This is a genomic window from Antarcticibacterium arcticum, assembly GCF_007993795.1.
Classification (GTDB): domain Bacteria; phylum Bacteroidota; class Bacteroidia; order Flavobacteriales; family Flavobacteriaceae; genus Gillisia; species Gillisia arctica.
This window is the reverse complement of the sequence record NZ_CP042476.1, coordinates 3224462-3243895: the sequence shown is the minus strand read 5'-3', so window position 1 is coordinate 3243895 and position 19434 is coordinate 3224462. Positions and strand designations below refer to the sequence as shown.

Sequence of the window (19434 nt, the reverse complement as noted above, 5' to 3'; positions counted from 1 at the left end):
TGTAAAAAAAAGGAGGAAACAATTTCCCCAAAGCCTACGGTGTATATTGATAAAACAGATTCTGGTTACCGTTTAATGCGCTATGGAAAACCGTTTTATATACATGGTGGTGCGGCTCATAGTAATTATCTGGAACAACTAAAAATGGCCGGTGCCAATACTGCAAGAATATACGACACCATCAATTTAAGTAATACCCTGGATAAAGCAGAGGCTTTAGGCCTTGCAGTGGTGGTAGATATTCCTTTGCCTAAATATAACAATGCGCTGGTTTACTATGAAGATGACGCCTTGTTTAAACTTTTAAAAGTCAATGTGGAAAGAGTTGTGCAAAAACACAAGAACCACCCTGCATTGTTATACTGGAATTTAGGAAATGAACTGTATTACCCCTATTTCTATACCAGGACAGTATTTTTTGATAGGTTTAATACATTAATAGATATAATTAAGGAAACAGACCCCAATCACCCTGTAAGCACGGTGACAATTGGCGCCAATAAATTAAGAGTGCTTTCAATTAAGAGGAAAAGTCCGCGACTGGATTTCATCTCCTTTAATTCATTTGGAACCCTTAGCAAGTTTGCAAAAAAACTAAAACCTATTTCCCCCATTTGGGATGGTCCTCATGTAATAACCGAATGGGGAGTTAACGGGCCATGGGAAGCCAACTTAACAAACTGGAATGCTCCTATTGAAGAAACGAGCACCAAAAAAGCTGAACAGATAAGGCAGCGCTATAACGATTTTATTGTTCCCCTTAAATCAAATAATTCTTTTGGCAGCTTTGTGTTTTACTGGGGCCAGAAAAATGAAGTAACTCCCTCGTGGTACAGTCTTTTTAGTGCCGACGGCAAGAAAACCCAACCCATTTTTGAACTCACTAAAATCTGGAAGAAGGATTCAACCGCCATTTATCCCGGGCCTTACCTTGATTATATTTTGCTGAATAAAAAAGGAGGGTTGGACAATATTATACTCAATGCCGGCAGTCTTGCCCAGGTTAATATAATTTTACCTTCTAACCAACAGAAAAATCTTCAATATGATTGGGAAATAAGACACGAATCCTGGTACAATTTTCATGAAAGCTTTGTAGTAGATGATATTAGTTTTAAAATAAACGGAGAAACAGCTATGTTTAACGCTCCGCTTCACGAAGGGCCATACAGGGTTTTTCTAACTATCTCCAATGAAAGTGATTATATTGCAACAGCAAATATTCCCTTCTACGTTCTAAGCTCAAAGGATGGAGAGTAAGATAAAGGCACCTACTAAGAATGAATCGCGGATTATAAAATTTATGATCCTTTTAGGCATTTTCAGTATTATTTATTTTTTACAGTTCTTCTTTCACCCGGAGCATATTGGTAATCCGTATTTATACGCTCTTCTTTCCATATCTATACTATATAGCTTAGTTAAGAAATTGTATATGTGGTACAATTACTCCAACATCTCTGTTCCCGAAAGCAGTGGAAAAGTCCCCGCACTAAAAGTTGATATTCTAACTACCTATTTCCCGGGGGAGCCCTATCAAATGACGATCACCACCCTGGAGGCAATCAACCAGATCACCTACCCTCATACCACGTATTTGTGTGATGAGGCAAACGATCCTTATCTACGCAACTTTTGTGAAGAGAATGGGATAATCCACGTAACAAGAGATAACAGGATAGATGCCAAAGCAGGGAATATAAATAATGCCTTAAAAAAATATGCCACAGGGGATATTTGTGTAGTTCTGGATCCAGATCATATTCCCGAACCTAATTTCCTGGATCCAATTCTACCACATTTTGAGGATCCTGAAATAGGTTTCGTACAAATTGTTCAGTCCTATTATAATATAAAGGAAACCCTTGTTGCCAGAGGCGCAGCCGAACAAACCTTTCAGTTCTACGGCCCTATGATGATGACCCTTAACTCCTACGGGGCAGTGAACGCAATAGGTGCCAATTGCGTTTTTAGAAGAACAGCGCTGGATAGTATAGGAGGTCATGCCCCCGGGCTTTGTGAAGATATGCACACTGCAATGCTACTTTATGCTAAAAACTGGAAAGCGGTGTATCTACCCGAGGTTTTGGCAAAAGGCCTTGCTCCTTCCAACCTTACCAATTTTTTCAAACAACAGTTAAAATGGTCCCGGGGAACCTTTGATCTTCTGGTAAAGGTTTATCCGAAGATATTTTCGAAACTCACCGGGAGGCAAAAGATCCATTTTGGCATCCTGCCATTGCATTACCTTGGCGGAGTAATAAGTTTGATTAATTTTTTGATCCCCGCCCTTTCTCTTTTTTTCGCAACAACGCCATGGAAAGGAAATATAATAGACTTTGCATTTGTCTTAATTCCGGTTGCTGCAAGTTCGGTTTTGATACGCACCTTTATTCAAAAATGGGTAATAGAAAAAAAAGAACGGGGATTTCATATTATTGGCGGCCTGTTACATATTAATACCTGGTGGATCTATATAGTGGGATTAGCCTATACCCTCATAAACAAAAATGTCCCCTATTTACCAACTCCCAAAGAGAATGAATGGAACACCAATTATAAAATAATTATTCCCAATGCCATAATTGGAATTATTTCTATTACAGCAATAATCTACGGCTTACAGAAGGATCTTACCCCTTTCTCCATTGTGATGGCAGGTTTTGCTTTTTTCAATGCTCTTATAATGGCGTTTGGAATATATCTGGCAAATAAAGTTACTAATCAAAACAGAATCCTTAGAAGCAATCTGGCATTTTCAAAGATCTCTTCCCTTTGGAGTTTTAAGCATGCTTTTTATAAAGGAGCCAATTCAACTTTTATGGTAACCAGGGCAATTGCACTTCCCTTACTTCTGGTGCTGTTGATCTTTTCAATGAACTTTAAAAATATGAATGATCTTGCACGATGGGAAAACGTAAGTGTTCCTCAACATACACCATTAAGTGGGAAATACCTGGGTATCTTTCATCCTTATCAGGAAACAGGACTGTCTGATATTCAGGAAATCACTTTTATAGAGAATCAACAAGATGTTAATTTTAATATTGTCTCCCTTTATCTGGCCTGGAACAGGCAAAGCATAGAAAGCTTTCCCCATGACCTTATGACCGATATTTTTGAGAAAGATGCCATTCCAATAATCACCTGGGAACCATGGACTGCAGAGTTGGCCACCCAAGATTCTGAACCCGAACTTCGGGAAGGAAGAAAGTCGTTTAAACATATTGCTAACGGAACTTATGATAATTATATAAGGGATTTCATCCAAATCCTGAAATCTTATGATCAACCCATATTCCTGCGATACGCCCACGAATTTGACAATCCGCAATATCCCTGGTCTGCGGTTGGAGGTAATACTCCTGAAGAATTTATTGCAGCCTGGAAACATGTTCATGAACTTATAAAAGCGGAAGGAGCCAATAAGATCATTATGGTTTGGAACCCCTGGAAAGCCCATAATATGGCGGGATATTATCCGGGAGATGATTATGTAGACTGGATAGGAATTACTCTTCTAAATTACGACGCTTTAAACAGTGATGGCCAATACCATCCTTTTAAGGATCTATATAAACCATTTAGCGATGAATTTTTTTGGTTTACCCGGAAACCGGTTATGCTCGCCGAATTTGGTTCTCTTAAAATTAAAGATCGCCAGGAGGAATGGTTATTGGATGCTATGACTTCTATTAACAGAGAATTTGATGAAATAGCCGCTATTGTAATGTTCAACAGTGCTTATGATAAAAACATTCCTGAAAATGACTGGTATGATCAAAGGTACCTGGATTGGACCACAGGGTCCATGAAAGAAATAAGTACAAGATTTAATCCTAACCCTCCAAGAAACGGTAATATCTTAAAACAACTGACTTTGGAGAATCCTGCAACCAATCCGATTTCACAATTTGACATAAAAGGGGTTCATTATAAGAAAGGGAAAGATTGGAAAAACAATTATTATGTGCTCACCCGTGAAGAGCTTCAGAATGACCTGGAAACAATTAAAGCATCCGGCTTAAATACAATACAATTTAAGGGCAGTGATATTTATGATTATAATATTCGCTCCATTTCTGAGGATGTGGGCTTACAATTGATCTATGAGTTTGACATAGATGCCTCGCGGAATTACCTCGGTAATAATAAGAAAATACAAAAACTTGCAAAGCAGATAATTAATAAAACCGAAAGATTTAAAGATGATAAAAACCTAATAGCTTATTCTTTTAAATTTAATCTTGAGCAGCAATATGTAAAGCCCCTATTATTTGCACAGCGAACCGCGTACTTAAATTGGCTTAATTCCCTTATTACTGAAATAAAGAAAATTGATCCTATCCGGTCTATAGTTATTGAAGTGCCTCTTAACAATGAAACTATGGATCTAATTCAACAGATGCATAATAGCTTTCCCGTAGATTCCTACGGACTGATTATGGTGGAGAATAATATGGAACAATTATATGAGGTTATGAGATATTCGGCTAAAGCAGGTATTGACGTTTTTGTAAGCGATATTGAACCAAAGGTGCTACTTCAAAATGCAGCTTCATTTAAAAATGATAATTTCATTCTTTCCAATTGGCAAAATGAGCGCTACAGTAACTGGTTAAATTATGACGGGTTGGTAGATTTTAATGGAAACAGAAAGCAGGAATTGAGGGCAGTTAAAACATTACTTACCGGCTTAAGTCCGGAGGAAAAAATGGCTGAGGTAAGGATCCTAAAACCGGCTGTGCCTTTAACACCAAATTCTTCCCTGGAATATAGTGCCGCGATAAGAGCAGGTGGTCAATGGCTCACCGCCGCTAAACATGTCCAAGATTTTTCTTTTGACTGGAGTCTTGTAAAAAATGACCTATACGGGAATCCCTTGGCGCTCAAAAATCTTGGTTCAGGGAACACAATTAAAGTAACTATTCCCAGGGACTACGAAAATTACGAATTGATTGTCACCGCAAAAAGAAAAGGTCTAAATTATTCCACCAGTAACCGGAGTCTTCTTCACACCAAACTGGAGGAATAGCTTTAATAAACAAAGGCAGAAATAACCAAGAGGGGAGGTTATTACACCGCAAATAAAAAGCCCCATTGGGAAATGGGGCTTTTAGTATCTGGTAAGATATATTTTATCTATTATCTACTTCTTTAAAACTACGTAAAGGCTCTCCCACATAAACTTGTCTTGGTCTTCCAATAGGTTCTCCACCTAATCGCATTTCCCTCCATTGAGCAATCCATCCCGGTAATCTACCTACTGCAAACATTACGGTAAACATTTCTGTAGGAATTCCCATTGCACGGTAAATAATACCTGAATAAAAATCTACATTAGGATATAATTTACGCTCTACAAAATATGGATCTTCCAATGCTGCTTTTTCAAGTGATTTGGCAATATCCAGAATTGGATCATTTACGCCAAGAGCATCGAGCACCTCATCGGCTGCTTTTTTAATGATCCTGGCACGTGGATCAAAATTTTTATAAACCCTGTGGCCAAAGCCCATCAATCTAAAAGGGTCGTCTTTATCTTTGGCTTTATCTATAAACTTGGACGTATCTCCTCCATCTGCTTTGATCTCTTCCAACATTTCAATTACTGCCTGATTGGCTCCCCCGTGAAGTGGCCCCCATAATGCCGATACACCGGCAGAGATAGATGCAAAAAGACCAGCATGAGAGGATCCAACGATCCTTACTGTTGAGGTGGAACAGTTCTGTTCGTGATCTGCATGCAGTATAAGGAGCTTATCAAGTGCATCTACCACAGTTGGGTTAAATTTATATTCTTCCCCCGGCTTCTGGAACATCATTTTAAGAAGACTTTCAACATACCCCACATTGGTATCCCGGTTTTCCAAAGGAAGGGTTTCCTTCTTTCGTAAGGTCCACGCAGCAAGAGTAGGGAATTTAGCAAGTAGTTTAACAATGGCCTTATACATATCCTCTTCTGAACTAACGTTTACAGATTTTGGATTAAAAGCAATTAGGGCGCTGGTCAAGGAAGACAACATCCCCATTGGATGAGCGGTAGATGGAAACCCGTCTATCACCTTTTTCATATCCTCATTCACAAAACTTTGCGCAACTATATCCTGCCTGAATGTGGTAAGTTGTTCTTTATTTGGCAATTCTCCAAATATAAGCAGGTAAACCACTTCAAGAAAATCGGCTTTTTCAGCGAGCTCTTCAATCGAATAACCTCTGTATCTTAAGATCCCTTTTTCTCCATCCAGAAAGGTTATGGCACTCTCACAACTTCCGGTATTTTTATAACCGGGGTCCAGAGTAATTGCTCCTGTTTCACCCCTAAGATTTTTAATATTTATGGCAACTTCATTTTCAGTTCCAATGGTCACCGGGAATTCATATTTTTTCCCTTCTAATTCTAGCGTAGCAACTTTTGACATATATGTATTACTTTAATTTCAAATTATTTTCGTGATTGCTAAAATACGAAATTATAAAGAAAAAAGACGCTAAAACAGGGCTGTAATTTCAGGTTTCAGCAGCTATATTAAACGATTTATGATTTATTTTAAATAAAAGATCCCTGCCGGTTACCGGCAGGGATCTTCAGGTTTTAAATAAGATATTTATTAGATCTTAAAAGCCTTTTCCTGAGGAAAATAAGCGGCACTTCCAAGCTCTTCTTCTATTCTTAATAGTTGGTTATATTTTGCCATCCTGTCGCTACGTGAGGCCGAACCAGTTTTGATTTGACCGGTGTTTAAAGCAACTGCAAGATCTGCAATAATACTGTCTTCTGTTTCCCCCGAACGGTGAGACATGACGGAAGTATAACCGGCATTTTTAGCCATATTTACCGCAGCGATAGTTTCAGTAATTGTTCCAATCTGGTTAAGCTTGATCAATATTGAATTTCCAATTCCTTCTTTAATACCGCGGCCTAATCGCTCTACATTGGTCACGAAAAGATCATCTCCTACCAACTGTACTTTGTCGCCAATTTTTTCAGTTAAATATTTCCAACCTTTCCAGTCATTTTCGTCCATCCCGTCTTCTATGGAGATAATAGGATATTTGGAAGCCAGTTCTGCGAGATAATCTGCCTGTTCTTCACTACTTCTTACTTTACCTGCCTTCCCTTCAAATTTGGAATAATCATACTTGCCTTTCACATAAAATTCGGCAGCTGCACAATCAAGTGCGATCATAACATCCTTTCCTCCTTTGTAACCGGCTTTTTTAATTGCAAGCAAGATCGTGTCCAGAGCATCTTCGGTCCCATCTAAGGTAGGCGCAAATCCACCTTCATCACCCACCGCCGTACTTAAGCCACGGTCGTGAAGAACTTTTTTAAGATTATGGAAGATCTCAGTACCCATTTTAAGGGCTTCAGTGAAATTCTTTGCTTTTACCGGCATGATCATAAATTCCTGAAAAGCAATAGGAGCATCACTGTGGGAACCTCCGTTAATTATATTCATCATAGGCAAAGGCAAGGTATTGGCACTTACCCCTCCCAGATACCTGTATAATGGCATATTCAATTCATTGGCTGCAGCTTTGGCAACGGCCATAGAAACACCCAAAATAGCATTAGCTCCTAGTTTTGCCTTATTAGGAGTACCATCCAATTCTATCATGGCCTGGTCAATAAGATTTTGCTCGAACACTGAATATCCCAACAGAGCTTCAACAAGGGTTGTATTTACATTTTCAACTGCTTTTGAAACTCCTTTCCCCATATAGTCCTTTCCTCCATCCCGAAGTTCTACGGCCTCATGTTCTCCTGTTGAAGCACCTGAAGGTACTGCTGCCCTTCCCAATACACCATTCTCTGTAGTAACATCTACTTCAACGGTGGGATTTCCTCTGGAATCGAAGATTTGACGGGCATGAATATTTATAATTATGCTCATAATTTATAATTTAATGTTTTTTGATATAAAGGTTACCAAGATACGAATACAGGAAGGAAATTACGAGAAAAATGCAGGTTTTCGTCCTATTATTTACGATAACGATTTCGGCTCCCAAAGCCTGAAGATCCCTGTTTTCAGTTACATTTTTATTAAAACTTTTAGATGGGAAGAATTATTAATCCAAAATAACCCAACCCAGGCGGAACCCTAACAAAGGAGTAATATAGGTATCTCCAATTTCATTGAAACCAAACCCTGCCCCCAGATTTAAATCGAGTTTAAAGCCTTTACCATAAATGCGTTGCAAACCCCATACTGGGCCAATTTCTACGGAATAATCCGATTCAAATTCCAGATCTCCAAAAATGGGCTGTCCCCCATAAATTGAAGAATGTAAGGCAAGATAGTTACCACTATTGCGGGTTATATTTTTTCCCTTATCAATACGTTTTGCCAAATTATAGTAGCGGCGGTACTGCGCGCTAAAATTTGGAAAAATCCCGAATTCAGTTCCATTTCTTAGCTCTCCTCCCACCATCGCAAAACCAAGCCCAAATCTAAAATCAAGGGTTGTATTATCGGTTATACCGGTTTCATATTCAATACCGGGAGTAAGAAAATTAATTGATATAAGGTCATTTGCAACCTCTGGGTTTGTTTGAGCATTTAAATTGAACACTACAAGACATAAAAATAATAGGGGGGAAAATTTCATTGTAAGTTTTCATTAACAATAAGGGTAGGAAATGAATGAGACTACCACCTAAAGAAGAATTTTAAAGTTTAGAAAAACCTGTATCCAACCATAAGGGTTACGGCAGAATATTTAGTCCTCCAATCCAGGTAGTAATTTTCCGGAACTTCTAAAAAACCATTAAATTCCTGGTTGATACCATATCTTGCTTCAACAAGATATTTATTTTTAAAATTAAGCCCTACACCTACGTTAATACTTGGTGATGAATTAAAATCTGTAAGAACCGGATCCATATTGCGATTGGTATTAGCAAATAAAACTTCAGACCCCACAGGTACATCGTAAACGTATGCAAGGTTTAAAAAGAGTTTCGAATCTTCATTTAGGAAAAAATAATGTCTTACTCCCAGGCCAAGTTCTACCGAAGAGTATTGTGCTGAAAGATCTGCATTAAATACCTCTGTTAATTTCTTTTCCCCTGAAAATGTTCTGTAGGCTGGTTCAAAATAAGCTGCCCATTTATTCCGGTTAAAGGGGAATACATACTCAAGTTCAACACTTGCTCTATATCCCAAACCACTCATTTCAACTCCTTTTGCATTGAGGCCTCTTTCCACTGTGAGATTTGCAAATTGCACCCCACCTTTGAAATAAAAATTGAACTCCCCCTCTCTTTTTATGCTTTCAAAAACATAGGAGTTGTCCACACACGTATTGTATTGTACAAAATAATTGATAAGTGACTCTCTACGATAATCGAGATGTTGCACATCAGATAAATTCATGCCCTCACATTGTAAACCGGATAATAATTGTTGACGAAATTGATTATTGCGTGCAATTCTTCCATTTACATTATACCTTTTAGATATAAGCTGCTCAATTGGTTTTTCTCGTGTACTATAAAAATACCTGATATTACTCCCATCTATTACAAAAAGATTAGCAGGCCCCTCCACCAACTTCCTTAAAAAAAGTGTTTCCTCCTTAAACTCAGGATTTCTATCAAAACTTAAATCTTTTGTAATGTGACTTGATTGGTCAACATTTACTTTGACACCCACATAATGAAAATTGCCTACCTTAAATTCTTTAATTTCATTGACAGTGCCTTTTCTAACATCAGCGTTAAGATTGGTTTTATAATTTACAAAGGAGGGATTTGCCTTCCACTCTGCATTTTGAATAAGCACGTCGCTTTTATTTCCGTTATGATCAATAATATAACCTTGTTCATATTTTATTTGAGAATGCACGGTAGAAAAAACTAACAAACAGAAAGTAACTAGCAATTTTTGAATCATGGAATGATTAGGTTAGGAATTATGATTGTTAAGGTCGAATTTTCGGTATTAATTTAGAGAAATTAAAATTTACCAATTTTAATCCTCTCTATGAACTCATCAAAAAGATAGGTAGCATCGTTGGGTCCGGGGCTTGCCTCGGGATGATATTGTACTGAAAAACAGTTTTTACTTTTCATTTGTAAACCGCCAATAGTATCATCATTAATACAAATATGAGTGATCTCCACATCGGGATGTGCTTCTGTTTCTTTCCTGTCTACAGAAAAACCGTGATTTTGAGAAGTTATCTCTCCTTTTCCGGTTTTAAGGTTTAAAACCGGATGATTTATACCACGGTGGCCGTGATGCATCTTATAAGTAGAAATACCATTTGCCAGGGCTATTACCTGGTGGCCCAGGCATATTCCAAATAAAGGATGATTCTTCTCTATAATCCTTTTTGTAAGCTCAATAGCGTCTTTCAAAGGCTTGGGATCTCCGGGTCCATTAGAAAGAAAATATCCGTCTGGTTTCCAGGAACTCATATCTTCATAAGTTGCATTGTAAGGGAACACTTTTATAAACACATCCCTTTTCGCCAAATGGCGTAAAATATTCTTTTTTATACCAACATCCAGTGCAGCCACACGATAGGTGGCATTCTCCTCACCATAATAGTAAGCTTCTTTGGTCGAGACTTTTGATGCGAGCTCAAGGCCGTTCATATCCGGTACTTCAGCAAGCTCAGCCTTAAGAGCATCGATATCATCGACCCGGGTAGAAATTATAGCATTCATAGCCCCATTCTCCCTAATATATGTTACCAGGGCACGGGTATCTACATCAGAAATGGCAAATAGATCACTGTCAATTAAAAAGTTTTCCAAAGAACCATTAGCTGCAGGTCTCGAATAATTATAACTAAAGTTTTTACAAATTAGGCCTGATATCTTTGCTTTATTTGATTCATTCTCATCATCATTGACCCCATAATTACCAATGTGCGCATTGGTGGTCACCATAAGTTGACCATAATACGAAGGATCTGTAAAGATCTCCTGGTAACCGGTCATACCTGTATTAAAACAAACTTCTCCTACTGCAGTTCCATCTTTATTCCCTACAGATTTCCCATGGAATATGGTACCGTCTTCAAGAAGTATAATTGCCTTTTTTCTTAACTGGTATTTCATGTGTATTTATAAATAAATGTAATTGACTTCTTTAATCCAATTACGGGTGATTGTGCAAAATTAATTAATTGATGCGGAATAATTCCTTTCTAACCATCTTTAAAACAAATACGAATTTTAGACCTAAAAAAAAAGGATAAACCTTAACGGCCTATCCTTTTTAAATTATCGATCAAAAAAGCTTCATTATTAGTCTTCTTTTTTGTCTTCGTTGTTTTCAGATTTCTTATCCTCTGTTTTAGCCTCCGCTTTAGGAGCTGCTTTCTTTGCTGCTTTTGGTTCAGCAGTTTCAGCAGTATCTTCAGCAGCTTTTTTCTTACCGGCTCTACGAGTGGTCTTTTTCTTCTCTGGCTTAGTAGTGTTATAAGTTTCGTTATAATCTACAAGCTCTATAAGCGCCATATCTGCATTATCTCCAAGACGGTTACCCAATTTGATGATCCTTGTATATCCTCCCGGACGATCTCCCACTTTTGGAGCTACATCCCTGAACAATTCAGCAACAGAATCTTTGCTTCTTAGTTTAGAGAAAACCAAGCGGCGGTTATGAGTAGTATCTTCTTTAGACTTTGTTACCAAAGGCTCTACAAACAATTTCAAGGCTTTTGCCTTTGCAACTGTAGTATTGATGCGTTTATGCTCAATTAGGGAACAAGCCATATTTGCCAACATGGACTTACGGTGGGCTGTCTTTCTACCTAAGTGATTTATTTTTTTTCCGTGTCTCATTACTATTCTCTTTTAGACCTAACTCCAGTTAAACTGAAACTAGTCTTTATCTAATTTATATTTTGAAAGATCCATACCAAAGTTTAAACCTTTGTTGTTTACAAGCTCTTCGAGCTCTGTCAAAGATTTCTTACCGAAGTTACGGAACTTCATCAAGTCGTTTTTATTGTAGGATACTAAATCTCCAAGGGTATCAACTTCTGCAGCTTTAAGGCAGTTTAATGCTCTTACTGAAAGGTCCATATCTACCAGCTTGGTTTTAAGCAACTGTCTCATGTGAAGGGATTCTTCATCATAAGTTTCAGTTTGTGCTATTTCATCGGCCTCAAGAGTTATGCGCTCATCGCTGAACAGCATAAAGTGATGGATCAATGTTTTAGCAGCCTCAGTCAATGCTTCCTTAGGGTGTATAGAACCGTCGCTTACTATTTCGAAAACAAGTTTCTCGTAATCTGTCTTTTGTTCTACACGATAGTTTTCAATACTGTATTTTACATTTTTGATTGGGGTATAAACCGAATCTGTAAAAATAGTACCAAGAGGTGCGTTGGCCTTTTTATTCTCTTCAGCAGGAACATATCCTCTTCCTTTTTCAACAGTAAGCTCCATATTGAAACTTACTTTCTTATCAAGGTTACAAATAACCAGATCAGGGTTTAATATTTGAAATCCTGAAATGAACTTCTGGAAATGTCCGGCAGTAAGCTGCTCTTGACCGGAAACAGAAATGGTAACGGCTTCGTTGTCTATTTCATCAATTTGCCTTTTAAACCTTACTTGTTTCAGGTTTAATATAATTTCTGTTACATCTTCAACCACGCCTGGGATTGTAGAGAACTCGTGGTCAACTCCTTCAATGCGAACTGAAGTTATTGCGAATCCTTCTAATGATGATAACAGCACTCTTCTTAAAGCGTTACCAACGGTTAATCCATATCCTGGTTCCAAAGGGCGAAATTCAAATTTCCCTTCGAAATCGGTTGAATCAATCATTATAACTTTATCGGGCTTCTGAAAATTTAGTATTGCCATATTACGACTTCTGTGAATTATTACTTCGAATATAATTCGACGATGAATTGTTCATTAATATTTTCCGGGATTTGAACTCTTCCGGGTACTGAAACAAAAGTTCCTTGCTTTGTTTCATTATTCCAGGTCATCCACTCATAGGTTGCACTATTGTTGGATAAAGATTCCTGTATTGCAGATAGAGATTTAGATTTCTCTCTTACACCTACAACATCTCCTGGCAGTAATTGATAAGAAGGAATGTTTACCACCTCACCGTTTACTGTAATATGCCTGTGTGAAACCAATTGTCTTGCACCGCGACGAGAAGAGGAAACACCCATTCTATATACAACGTTGTCTAAACGTGATTCACATAACTGTAAAAGCACCTCTCCGGTAATACCCGAAGATCTTGTTGCTTTTTCAAACATATTCCTGAATTGACGCTCTAATATACCATAAGTATATTTTGCTTTTTGCTTTTCCATTAACTGGACAGCGTATTCAGATTTTTTACCTCTTCTACGGTTATTACCATGTTGTCCCGGAGGGTAATTTCTTTTTTCGAAAGATTTGTCATCTCCGAAAATTGCTTCGCCAAACTTACGGGCGATTTTAGTCTTTGGACCAGTATATCTTGCCATTGAAAAATTGATTATTAAGAAAGCGATCAGGAATTAAGGTCACTGTCCTTCGCAGATCTTCTTGCTTTCTTTGTTATACTTATTATTAAAATTTATTAAACTCTACGTCTCTTTGGAGGACGACAACCGTTATGTGGCATTGGAGTAACATCAATAATTTCAGTTACTTCAATTCCTGCATTGTGAATAGATCGTATTGCAGATTCCCTTCCGTTACCCGGTCCTTTTACAAATACCTTTACTTTGCGCAATCCTGCTTCGTGTGCAACTTTAGATGCATCTTCAGCAGCTAATTGAGCAGCATAAGGAGTATTTTTCTTGGATCCTCTAAAGCCCATTTTACCGGCTGAAGACCAGGAAATCAAATCTCCTTTTTTATTTGTAAGAGAGATAATAATGTTGTTGAAAGAAGCAGTAACATGCGCTTCTCCATTTGACTCAACGATTACTTTACGTTTCTTTTGAGCTGTTTTAGTTTTTGCCATCCTACTTATTATTTAGTTGCTTTCTTCTTGTTGGCAACTGTTTTTCTTCTTCCTTTTCTCGTTCTGGAATTGTTCTTTGTGCGTTGTCCTCTTAAAGGAAGTCCTGAACGGTGGCGAATACCACGGTAGCTTCCAATATCCATTAGACGTTTAATGCTCAACTGAACTTCTGAACGTAGTTCACCTTCAATTTTGAAAACTCCAACAGCATCACGAATACGACCAATTTGATCATCATCCCAATCTGATACTTTTATGCTTTCGTCAACATTTGCTTCCTTCAGGATCTCCTGAGCTCTGCTTTTTCCGATTCCGAAGATATAGGTTAATGCTATAACTCCGCGTTTTTGTTTTGGTATATCTACCCCTGCAATTCTAGCCATAACTTATCCTTGTCTTTGTTTGAATTTCGGATTTTTTTTGTTAATCACGTAAAGTCTGCCTTTTCTACGTACAATTTTGCACTCGGCACTTCTTTTTTTAACTGATGCTCTAACTTTCATCTTAATTAATATCTGTAAGTTATTCGAGCCTTAGATAGATCATAAGGACTCATTTCTAATTTCACTTTATCCCCGGGTAACAACTTAATGTAATGCATACGCATTTTACCCGAAATATGGGCAGTCACAACGTGACCGTTCTCCAGTTCTACACGAAACATCGCATTGGACAATGCCTCAATGATCGTTCCGTCTTGTTCTATTGCTGATTGTTTTGCCATAGTTTACGCTACTGCTTTTCTATTCTTACCAGATTTCATCAATCCATCGTAATGCCTGTTCAGCAAGTATGAATTCACTTGTTGAATAGTATCAATCGCAACCCCTACCATAATTAACAGGGAGGTACCTCCAAAGAACAACGCCCATCCTGCTTGCACACCTAACAGTTGAACTACTATAGCAGGGAACACTGCTATAAGAGCCAGGAATATTGAACCCGGAAGGGTTATTTGTGACATGATCCTGTCAAGAAATTCTGAGGTTTCCCCTCCAGGACGAATCCCGGGAATAAACCCACCGCTTCTCTTAAGATCATCGGCCATTTTATTGGTTGGTACTGTGATCGCTGTATAGAAGTAAGTAAATACTATAATCAATAAAGCGAAAACCACATTATACCAGAAACCAAAAATATCACTAAAAGCTGCTGCAATTCCCTGAGAGGTTTCCCCATCAGACAGTCCTGCTACTGCAGCCGGTATAAACATAATTGCCTGGGCAAAGATAATTGGCATTACCCCGGAAGCATTTAATTTTAAAGGAATGTATTGTCTTGATCCAAATACATTCTTCTCGTATCCGCCAGAGGCGGTTCTCCTGGCATACTGAACTGGTATTTGACGTACCGCCATTACCAACATTACAGAAGCCATTATGATAGCAAACCAAATTACCAATTCAATTAAGATCATGATCAAACCACCGTTTGATTCAAAAACTCTTGATGCAAATTCCTGAATAAAGGCCTGCGGAAGGGTGGCAATAATACCAACCATAATCAACAGGGAAATACCATTTCCAATTCCTTTATCTGTAATTTTCTCACCCAGCCACATAGCGAAGATGGTTCCTGTAGTTAATATAATAACAGAGGAAACTACGAAAGTTACAGTACTTCCAAGCATAAATGCACTTGGAGGCAACGTTGCAAACAGGTTATAAATATAACCAGGCCCTTGAACAAGGGTAATTGCTATGGTTAACCAACGGGTGATCTGGTTGATCTTTCTTCTACCACTCTCGCCATCTTTTTGCAGTTTTTGCAGGTAAGGAACCGCAATTCCCATTAACTGCACCACAATAGAAGCAGAGATGTATGGCATAATTCCCAATGCAAAAACAGAGGCGTTTGAAAAAGCACCTCCGGTGAAAGCATTAAGAAGGCCAAGAAGACCTCCGTCTGTTTGATTGGCTAAATTGGCAAGCTGCGATGCATCTACCCCGGGAAGTACTACCTGTGCACCAAAACGGTACACCAATAATAATCCAAGAGTAACTAAGATGCGGTTCTTTAGCTCCTCAATTTTCCAGATATTCTTAAGAGTATTGATAAATTTCATCGTTTATCTATTATAAAGTAACAACTTCACCTCCGGCGGCTTCAATAGCTTCCTTAGCTGAGGCAGTAAATTTATGAACAGATATTTTCAACGTTGCTTTTAATTCTCCTCTACCCAATATCTTTACAAGTTCGTTTTTTCCGGCAAGACCGTTTTCAACCAACACCTGCATATCTACAGTATCTGTAATTCTACCATTATCCACTAACGCCTGAAGTGTATCAAGATTGATACCCTGGTACTCTTTACGGTTAATGTTGGTAAAACCAAACTTAGGCACCCTTCTTTGAAGCGGCATTTGTCCACCTTCAAAACCAATTTTCTTGGAGTAACCAGAACGGGATTTTGCCCCTTTATGCCCACGGGTAGAAGTTCCTCCTTTACCGGATCCTTCTCCTCTACCTACACGCTTACTGTTACTTTGAACTGAACCTTTTGCAGGTTTTAAGTTACTTAAATTCATTTGCTGTATTATTTTGTTTCTTCAACAGAAACTAAGTGTTTAACTTTGTTTACCATACCAAGGATATTTGGTGTGTTCTCGTGTTCTACCACCTGGTTTAATTTCTTAAGACCAAGGGCCTCTAAATTAAGTTTTTGGTTTTTAGGGCGTTTGATCGCGCTTTTTACCAATGTAACTTTTATCTTTCCCATCTTATCCTTTATTAACCTTTAAATACTTTATCCAATGATACTCCACGTTGCTTGGCTACAGTTTGTGCATTTCTTAATTGCAACAAAGCGTCAAAGGTAGCTTTTACTACGTTATGAGGGTTGGAAGAACCTTGATTCTTAGAAAGTACATCATGCACCCCAACAGATTCCAGTACGGCACGTATTGCACCACCGGCTATAACCCCGGTTCCTGTTGCTGCTGGCAACAATAATACTCTTGCTCCACCATATTTCCCTTTTTGCTCGTGAGGTATAGTTCCTTTGTTCAAAGGAATTCTAACCAAGTTCTTTTTGGCGTCTTCAACAGCTTTGGAAATAGCATCAGCAACCTCTTTAGATTTACCTAATCCCTGTCCAACAACTCCATTCTCATCTCCTACAACAACAATTGCAGAAAATCCAAATGCTCTACCACCTTTTGTAACTTTTGTAACACGTTGTACACCTACCAAACGATCTTTTAATTCAAGACCAACCGGTTTTACAAGTTCTACATTTTTATAATCTTGATACATATCTTAATTAGAATTTTAGTCCGCCTTCACGGGCACCGTCGGCCAATGATTTAACTCTTCCGTGATATAAATACCCGCCCCTGTCAAAGGAGATGGTTTCAATTCCGGCTTGTTTCGCTTTTTCTGCAAGGGCTTTACCAACAAGAGCTGCTTTTTCAATCTTGTTACCTTCTGCAGATGTTACGTCCTTATCTCTTGAAGAAGCTGATGCCAAAGTTTTTCCTTCCACATCGTCAACTATCTGGGCATAAATTTCTTTATTGCTCCTGAAAACTGCCAATCTTGGACGGCTTTGGGTTCCCGTAATATCTTTACGGATCCTCTTCTTAATCTTGTTTCTTCTATTTGTTTTCGAAAATGCCATATCTAAACTCTATTAAGCAGATTTACCTGCTTTTCTTCTTAATACTTCTCCTACAAATTTAATTCCTTTTCCTTTGTAAGGTTCCGGAGCGCGGAAGGAACGAATTTTAGAGGCTACCTGGCCTACCAGTTGTTTATCGTAAGAAGACAATTTCACGATAGGGTTCTTACCTTTATCTGAAACTGTTTCTACGGTGATCTCAGGAGCCAGTTCAAAAACAATATTGTGAGAGAATCCTACGGCCAGATCCAGCTTTTGTCCCTGGTGAGAGGCACGATAACCTACTCCTACAAGTTCAAGCTGTTTTGTGAAACCATTGGAAACCCCTTCAATCATATTGTTTACCAAAGAACGGTATAACCCGTGCTTTGCTTTTTGGTCCTTCTTATCAGAATTTCGCTCAAAAGTAATGATTCCATCTTCAATTTTAATGTCGATGTCACTATATTCCTGAGATAATTCTCCTAATTTTCCTTTTACCGTCACAATTCCGTCCTTAACGTCAACAGTAACGCCTTGTGGAATGGTGATTGGGTTTTTACCTATTCTTGACATTTCTTAAGTCTTTAGTATTAGTAAACGTAGCAAAGAACTTCCCCACCAACTTTTTGAGCTCTTGCCTGCTTTCCTGTCATTACTCCATGAGAAGTAGAAACAATAGCAATTCCAAGACCATTAAGGATACGTGGTACTTCGTTTGCACCGGCATATTTACGTAGACCGGGTTTACTTATTCGTTGAATGTTCTTTATTACTGACTCCTTAGTAAGTTTGTCGTACTTAAGCGCTATTTTGATGGTACCCTGAGCGGTATTGTCCTCAAATTTGTAACTAAGAATATATCCCTGATCGAATAATATTTTAGTGATCTCCTTTTTAAGATTAGAAGCTGGTATCTCAACCACTCTGTGGTTTGCAAGTACCGCATTTCTAATTCTTGTTAAATAATCTGCAATAGGATCTGTAGTCATTTGTTTTTATTTGCGAAAGTGGTTTTTCAAACCCACTATTGGGTTGAAACCTTCCTCCTGTTAAATCTTAATTACCAACTCGCTTTTCTAACACCAGGAATTAATCCGTTATTTGCCATTTCCCTGAATGTAACACGGGAAATTCCAAAAGTTCTCATATAACCTCTTGGTCTTCCTGTTATTTTACAACGGTTGTGCAAACGAACTGGAGAAGCATTCTTCGGAAGTTTTTGTAAGCCTTCAAAATCACCGGCCTCTTTTAAAGCCTTTCTTTTTTCAGCATACTTCTTTACCGTTTCCTGTCTCTTCACCTCTCGGGCTTTCATTGATTCTTTAGCCATAATTAATTCTTTTTAAAAGGTAATCCTAGTTCCGTTAATAGTGATTTTGCTTCTTTATCTGTAGCGGCGCTGGTCACAAAAGTGATGTCCATACCGTTAATTCTATTTACCTTATCGATATCGATCTCAGGAAATATAATTTGTTCTGTAACACCAAGGTTATAATTACCTCTACCGTCAAAACCAGTTGCTTTGATACCGTTGAAGTCACGAACCCTTGGAAGGGCACTTGTGATCAAACGGTCCAGGAACTCATACATTCTCTCTCCACGCAAAGTAACTTTTGCCCCAATAGGCATTCCTTTACGCAATTTAAAAGAAGCAACATCCTTTTTAGAAATGGTTGATACCGCTCTTTGACCGGTGATAGCTGTTAATTCATCTACCGCATGGTCAATTAGCTTTTTATCTGCTACAGCTGCTCCTACACCACGGCTCAAAACTATTTTTTCAAGTTTTGGAACCTGCATGATGTTTGAGTAACTGAATTCCTCTGTAAGAGCTGAAACTACTCTGTCTCTGTACTCTTGTTTAAGTCTTGGTACGTATGCCAT

At 38.3% G+C, this 19434-nt stretch carries 24 protein-coding genes; 3 read left to right on the top strand and 21 right to left on the bottom strand.

The genetic code is table 11. The features are described 5' to 3' along the window. Nucleotides 1-39 precede the first annotated feature (39 nt). Complete coding sequence (locus FK178_RS14715; RefSeq protein WP_146836951.1) at nt 40-1260, top strand: glycoside hydrolase family 2 TIM barrel-domain containing protein; 1221 nt, start codon at nt 40-42, stop codon at nt 1258-1260. A 175-nt stretch (nt 1261-1435) separates the two neighbouring features. Further along, complete coding sequence (locus FK178_RS14710; protein ID WP_168194608.1) at nt 1436-5035, top strand: glycosyltransferase family 2 protein; 3600 nt, start codon at nt 1436-1438, stop codon at nt 5033-5035. Between the two features lie 103 nt (nt 5036-5138). On the opposite strand, the gene FK178_RS14705 is transcribed toward FK178_RS14710, so the two are convergent. Together FK178_RS14705 and eno are read right to left on the bottom strand one after the other, a co-directional pair. Further along, the gene (locus tag FK178_RS14705) at nt 5139-6422 is read right to left on the bottom strand and encodes a citrate synthase (protein ID WP_146836946.1); all 1284 of its coding nucleotides are present in this window, start codon (nt 6420-6422) and stop codon (nt 5139-5141) included. 189 nt (nt 6423-6611) lie between these two features. Then, on the bottom strand, nt 6612-7898 hold the full coding sequence (eno, locus tag FK178_RS14700; protein WP_146836943.1) for a phosphopyruvate hydratase: 1287 nt from the start codon (nt 7896-7898) through the stop codon (nt 6612-6614). Nucleotides 7899-7911: 13 nt separating this feature from the next. Here eno and FK178_RS14695 point away from each other — a divergent pair, with 13 nt between their 5' ends. After that, complete coding sequence (locus tag FK178_RS14695; RefSeq protein ID WP_146836940.1) at nt 7912-8112, top strand: hypothetical protein; 201 nt, start codon at nt 7912-7914, stop codon at nt 8110-8112. Here the strand turns inward: FK178_RS14695 and FK178_RS14690 are convergent. The 19 genes from FK178_RS14690 to rplE all read right to left on the bottom strand — a co-directional run bounded on the left by FK178_RS14690 (nt 8077) and on the right by rplE (nt 19434). Next, nucleotides 8077-8616 (bottom strand): hypothetical protein, encoded by a 540-nt coding sequence (locus FK178_RS14690; protein ID WP_146836937.1) that lies wholly within the window; start codon nt 8614-8616, stop codon nt 8077-8079. The two genes, FK178_RS14695 and FK178_RS14690, sit on opposite strands and share 36 nt — an antisense overlap. A 68-nt stretch (nt 8617-8684) precedes the next feature. Beyond that, complete coding sequence (locus FK178_RS14685; RefSeq protein WP_205677190.1) at nt 8685-9902, bottom strand: autotransporter outer membrane beta-barrel domain-containing protein; 1218 nt, start codon at nt 9900-9902, stop codon at nt 8685-8687. A 62-nt stretch (nt 9903-9964) separates the two neighbouring features. Next, a complete protein-coding gene (carA, locus tag FK178_RS14680; protein WP_146836931.1) occupies nt 9965-11077 on the bottom strand; it encodes a glutamine-hydrolyzing carbamoyl-phosphate synthase small subunit in 1113 nt (370 codons plus the stop codon). 189 nt (nt 11078-11266) lie between these two features. Then, nucleotides 11267-11806 (bottom strand): 50S ribosomal protein L17, encoded by a 540-nt coding sequence (gene rplQ / locus FK178_RS14675; RefSeq protein ID WP_146836928.1) that lies wholly within the window; start codon nt 11804-11806, stop codon nt 11267-11269. Between the two features lie 39 nt (nt 11807-11845). Further along, nucleotides 11846-12838, bottom strand: coding sequence for a DNA-directed RNA polymerase subunit alpha (locus tag FK178_RS14670; protein WP_139065738.1), 993 nt, complete (start codon nt 12836-12838; stop codon nt 11846-11848). Nucleotides 12839-12858: 20 nt separating this feature from the next. Further along, on the bottom strand, nt 12859-13464 hold the full coding sequence (rpsD, locus tag FK178_RS14665; protein ID WP_146836925.1) for a 30S ribosomal protein S4: 606 nt from the start codon (nt 13462-13464) through the stop codon (nt 12859-12861). Nucleotides 13465-13559: 95 nt separating this feature from the next. Beyond that, nucleotides 13560-13949, bottom strand: a complete 390-nt coding sequence (gene rpsK / locus FK178_RS14660) for a 30S ribosomal protein S11 (RefSeq protein WP_146836922.1) — start codon at nt 13947-13949, stop codon at nt 13560-13562. Between the two features lie 8 nt (nt 13950-13957). Continuing rightward, nucleotides 13958-14332 (bottom strand): 30S ribosomal protein S13, encoded by a 375-nt coding sequence (gene rpsM / locus FK178_RS14655; protein ID WP_146836919.1) that lies wholly within the window; start codon nt 14330-14332, stop codon nt 13958-13960. Nucleotides 14333-14335: 3 nt separating this feature from the next. Continuing rightward, nucleotides 14336-14452: a type B 50S ribosomal protein L36 gene (ykgO, locus tag FK178_RS14650; RefSeq protein ID WP_006988528.1), complete on the bottom strand. Its 117-nt coding sequence runs from the start codon at nt 14450-14452 to the stop codon at nt 14336-14338. 5 nt (nt 14453-14457) lie between these two features. Beyond that, nucleotides 14458-14673 (bottom strand): translation initiation factor IF-1, encoded by a 216-nt coding sequence (gene infA, locus FK178_RS14645; protein ID WP_006988529.1) that lies wholly within the window; start codon nt 14671-14673, stop codon nt 14458-14460. A 3-nt stretch (nt 14674-14676) separates the two neighbouring features. After that, the gene (gene secY / locus FK178_RS14640) at nt 14677-16014 is read right to left on the bottom strand and encodes a preprotein translocase subunit SecY (protein WP_146836916.1); all 1338 of its coding nucleotides are present in this window, start codon (nt 16012-16014) and stop codon (nt 14677-14679) included. Between the two features lie 10 nt (nt 16015-16024). After that, nucleotides 16025-16477 carry a 50S ribosomal protein L15 gene (gene rplO, locus FK178_RS14635; protein ID WP_146836913.1) on the bottom strand — a complete coding sequence of 151 codons (453 nt, stop codon included), beginning with the start codon at nt 16475-16477 and terminating at the stop codon, nt 16025-16027. A gap of 8 nt (nt 16478-16485) precedes the next feature. Next, nucleotides 16486-16668 carry a 50S ribosomal protein L30 gene (gene rpmD, locus FK178_RS14630; RefSeq protein WP_146836910.1) on the bottom strand — a complete coding sequence of 61 codons (183 nt, stop codon included), beginning with the start codon at nt 16666-16668 and terminating at the stop codon, nt 16486-16488. 11 nt (nt 16669-16679) lie between these two features. After that, nucleotides 16680-17204, bottom strand: coding sequence for a 30S ribosomal protein S5 (rpsE, locus tag FK178_RS14625; RefSeq protein WP_146836907.1), 525 nt, complete (start codon nt 17202-17204; stop codon nt 16680-16682). 7 nt (nt 17205-17211) lie between these two features. Next, nucleotides 17212-17568: a 50S ribosomal protein L18 gene (rplR, locus tag FK178_RS14620; RefSeq protein WP_146836904.1), complete on the bottom strand. Its 357-nt coding sequence runs from the start codon at nt 17566-17568 to the stop codon at nt 17212-17214. Nucleotides 17569-17580: 12 nt separating this feature from the next. Then, nucleotides 17581-18123 carry a 50S ribosomal protein L6 gene (rplF, locus tag FK178_RS14615; RefSeq protein WP_146836901.1) on the bottom strand — a complete coding sequence of 181 codons (543 nt, stop codon included), beginning with the start codon at nt 18121-18123 and terminating at the stop codon, nt 17581-17583. A gap of 17 nt (nt 18124-18140) precedes the next feature. After that, a complete protein-coding gene (gene rpsH, locus FK178_RS14610) occupies nt 18141-18539 on the bottom strand; it encodes a 30S ribosomal protein S8 (protein ID WP_146836898.1) in 399 nt (132 codons plus the stop codon). 71 nt (nt 18540-18610) lie between these two features. Continuing rightward, nucleotides 18611-18880 carry a 30S ribosomal protein S14 gene (gene rpsN, locus FK178_RS14605; RefSeq protein WP_146836895.1) on the bottom strand — a complete coding sequence of 90 codons (270 nt, stop codon included), beginning with the start codon at nt 18878-18880 and terminating at the stop codon, nt 18611-18613. 2 nt (nt 18881-18882) lie between these two features. Continuing rightward, entirely contained in the window at nt 18883-19434 is a 552-nt protein-coding gene (rplE, locus tag FK178_RS14600; RefSeq protein ID WP_146836892.1) for a 50S ribosomal protein L5, read from the bottom strand.

What these genes read in the sequence shown, in the direction of transcription:
- FK178_RS14695 (WP_146836940.1), top strand. Translation starts at nt 7,912, where the DNA reads ATGTTTTTTGATATAAAGGTTACCAAGATACGAATACAGGAAGGAAAT.
- rplE (WP_146836892.1), bottom strand. Translation starts at nt 19,434, where the DNA reads ATGGCATACGTACCAAGACTTAAACAAGAGTACAGAGACAGAGTAGTT.
- rplQ (WP_146836928.1), bottom strand. Translation starts at nt 11,806, where the DNA reads ATGAGACACGGAAAAAAAATAAATCACTTAGGTAGAAAGACAGCCCAC.
- secY (WP_146836916.1), bottom strand. Translation starts at nt 16,014, where the DNA reads ATGAAATTTATCAATACTCTTAAGAATATCTGGAAAATTGAGGAGCTA.
- rplR (WP_146836904.1), bottom strand. Translation starts at nt 17,568, where the DNA reads ATGGCATTTTCGAAAACAAATAGAAGAAACAAGATTAAGAAGAGGATC.
- FK178_RS14705 (WP_146836946.1), bottom strand. Translation starts at nt 6,422, where the DNA reads ATGTCAAAAGTTGCTACGCTAGAATTAGAAGGGAAAAAATATGAATTC.
- rplO (WP_146836913.1), bottom strand. Translation starts at nt 16,477, where the DNA reads ATGAATTTAAGTAACTTAAAACCTGCAAAAGGTTCAGTTCAAAGTAAC.
- rpmD (WP_146836910.1), bottom strand. Translation starts at nt 16,668, where the DNA reads ATGGGAAAGATAAAAGTTACATTGGTAAAAAGCGCGATCAAACGCCCT.
- infA (WP_006988529.1), bottom strand. Translation starts at nt 14,673, where the DNA reads ATGGCAAAACAATCAGCAATAGAACAAGACGGAACGATCATTGAGGCA.
- eno (WP_146836943.1), bottom strand. Translation starts at nt 7,898, where the DNA reads ATGAGCATAATTATAAATATTCATGCCCGTCAAATCTTCGATTCCAGA.
- carA (WP_146836931.1), bottom strand. Translation starts at nt 11,077, where the DNA reads ATGAAATACCAGTTAAGAAAAAAGGCAATTATACTTCTTGAAGACGGT.
- FK178_RS14710 (WP_168194608.1), top strand. Translation starts at nt 1,436, where the DNA reads ATGTGGTACAATTACTCCAACATCTCTGTTCCCGAAAGCAGTGGAAAA.
- FK178_RS14690 (WP_146836937.1), bottom strand. Translation starts at nt 8,616, where the DNA reads ATGAAATTTTCCCCCCTATTATTTTTATGTCTTGTAGTGTTCAATTTA.
- rpsD (WP_146836925.1), bottom strand. Translation starts at nt 13,464, where the DNA reads ATGGCAAGATATACTGGTCCAAAGACTAAAATCGCCCGTAAGTTTGGC.
- FK178_RS14685 (WP_205677190.1), bottom strand. Translation starts at nt 9,902, where the DNA reads ATGATTCAAAAATTGCTAGTTACTTTCTGTTTGTTAGTTTTTTCTACC.
- rpsK (WP_146836922.1), bottom strand. Translation starts at nt 13,949, where the DNA reads ATGGCAAAAACTAAAACAGCTCAAAAGAAACGTAAAGTAATCGTTGAG.
- rpsN (WP_146836895.1), bottom strand. Translation starts at nt 18,880, where the DNA reads ATGGCTAAAGAATCAATGAAAGCCCGAGAGGTGAAGAGACAGGAAACG.
- rpsM (WP_146836919.1), bottom strand. Translation starts at nt 14,332, where the DNA reads ATGGCTAGAATTGCAGGGGTAGATATACCAAAACAAAAACGCGGAGTT.
- rpsH (WP_146836898.1), bottom strand. Translation starts at nt 18,539, where the DNA reads ATGACTACAGATCCTATTGCAGATTATTTAACAAGAATTAGAAATGCG.
- rpsE (WP_146836907.1), bottom strand. Translation starts at nt 17,204, where the DNA reads ATGTATCAAGATTATAAAAATGTAGAACTTGTAAAACCGGTTGGTCTT.
- ykgO (WP_006988528.1), bottom strand. Translation starts at nt 14,452, where the DNA reads ATGAAAGTTAGAGCATCAGTTAAAAAAAGAAGTGCCGAGTGCAAAATT.
- rplF (WP_146836901.1), bottom strand. Translation starts at nt 18,123, where the DNA reads ATGTCAAGAATAGGTAAAAACCCAATCACCATTCCACAAGGCGTTACT.
- FK178_RS14670 (WP_139065738.1), bottom strand. Translation starts at nt 12,838, where the DNA reads ATGGCAATACTAAATTTTCAGAAGCCCGATAAAGTTATAATGATTGAT.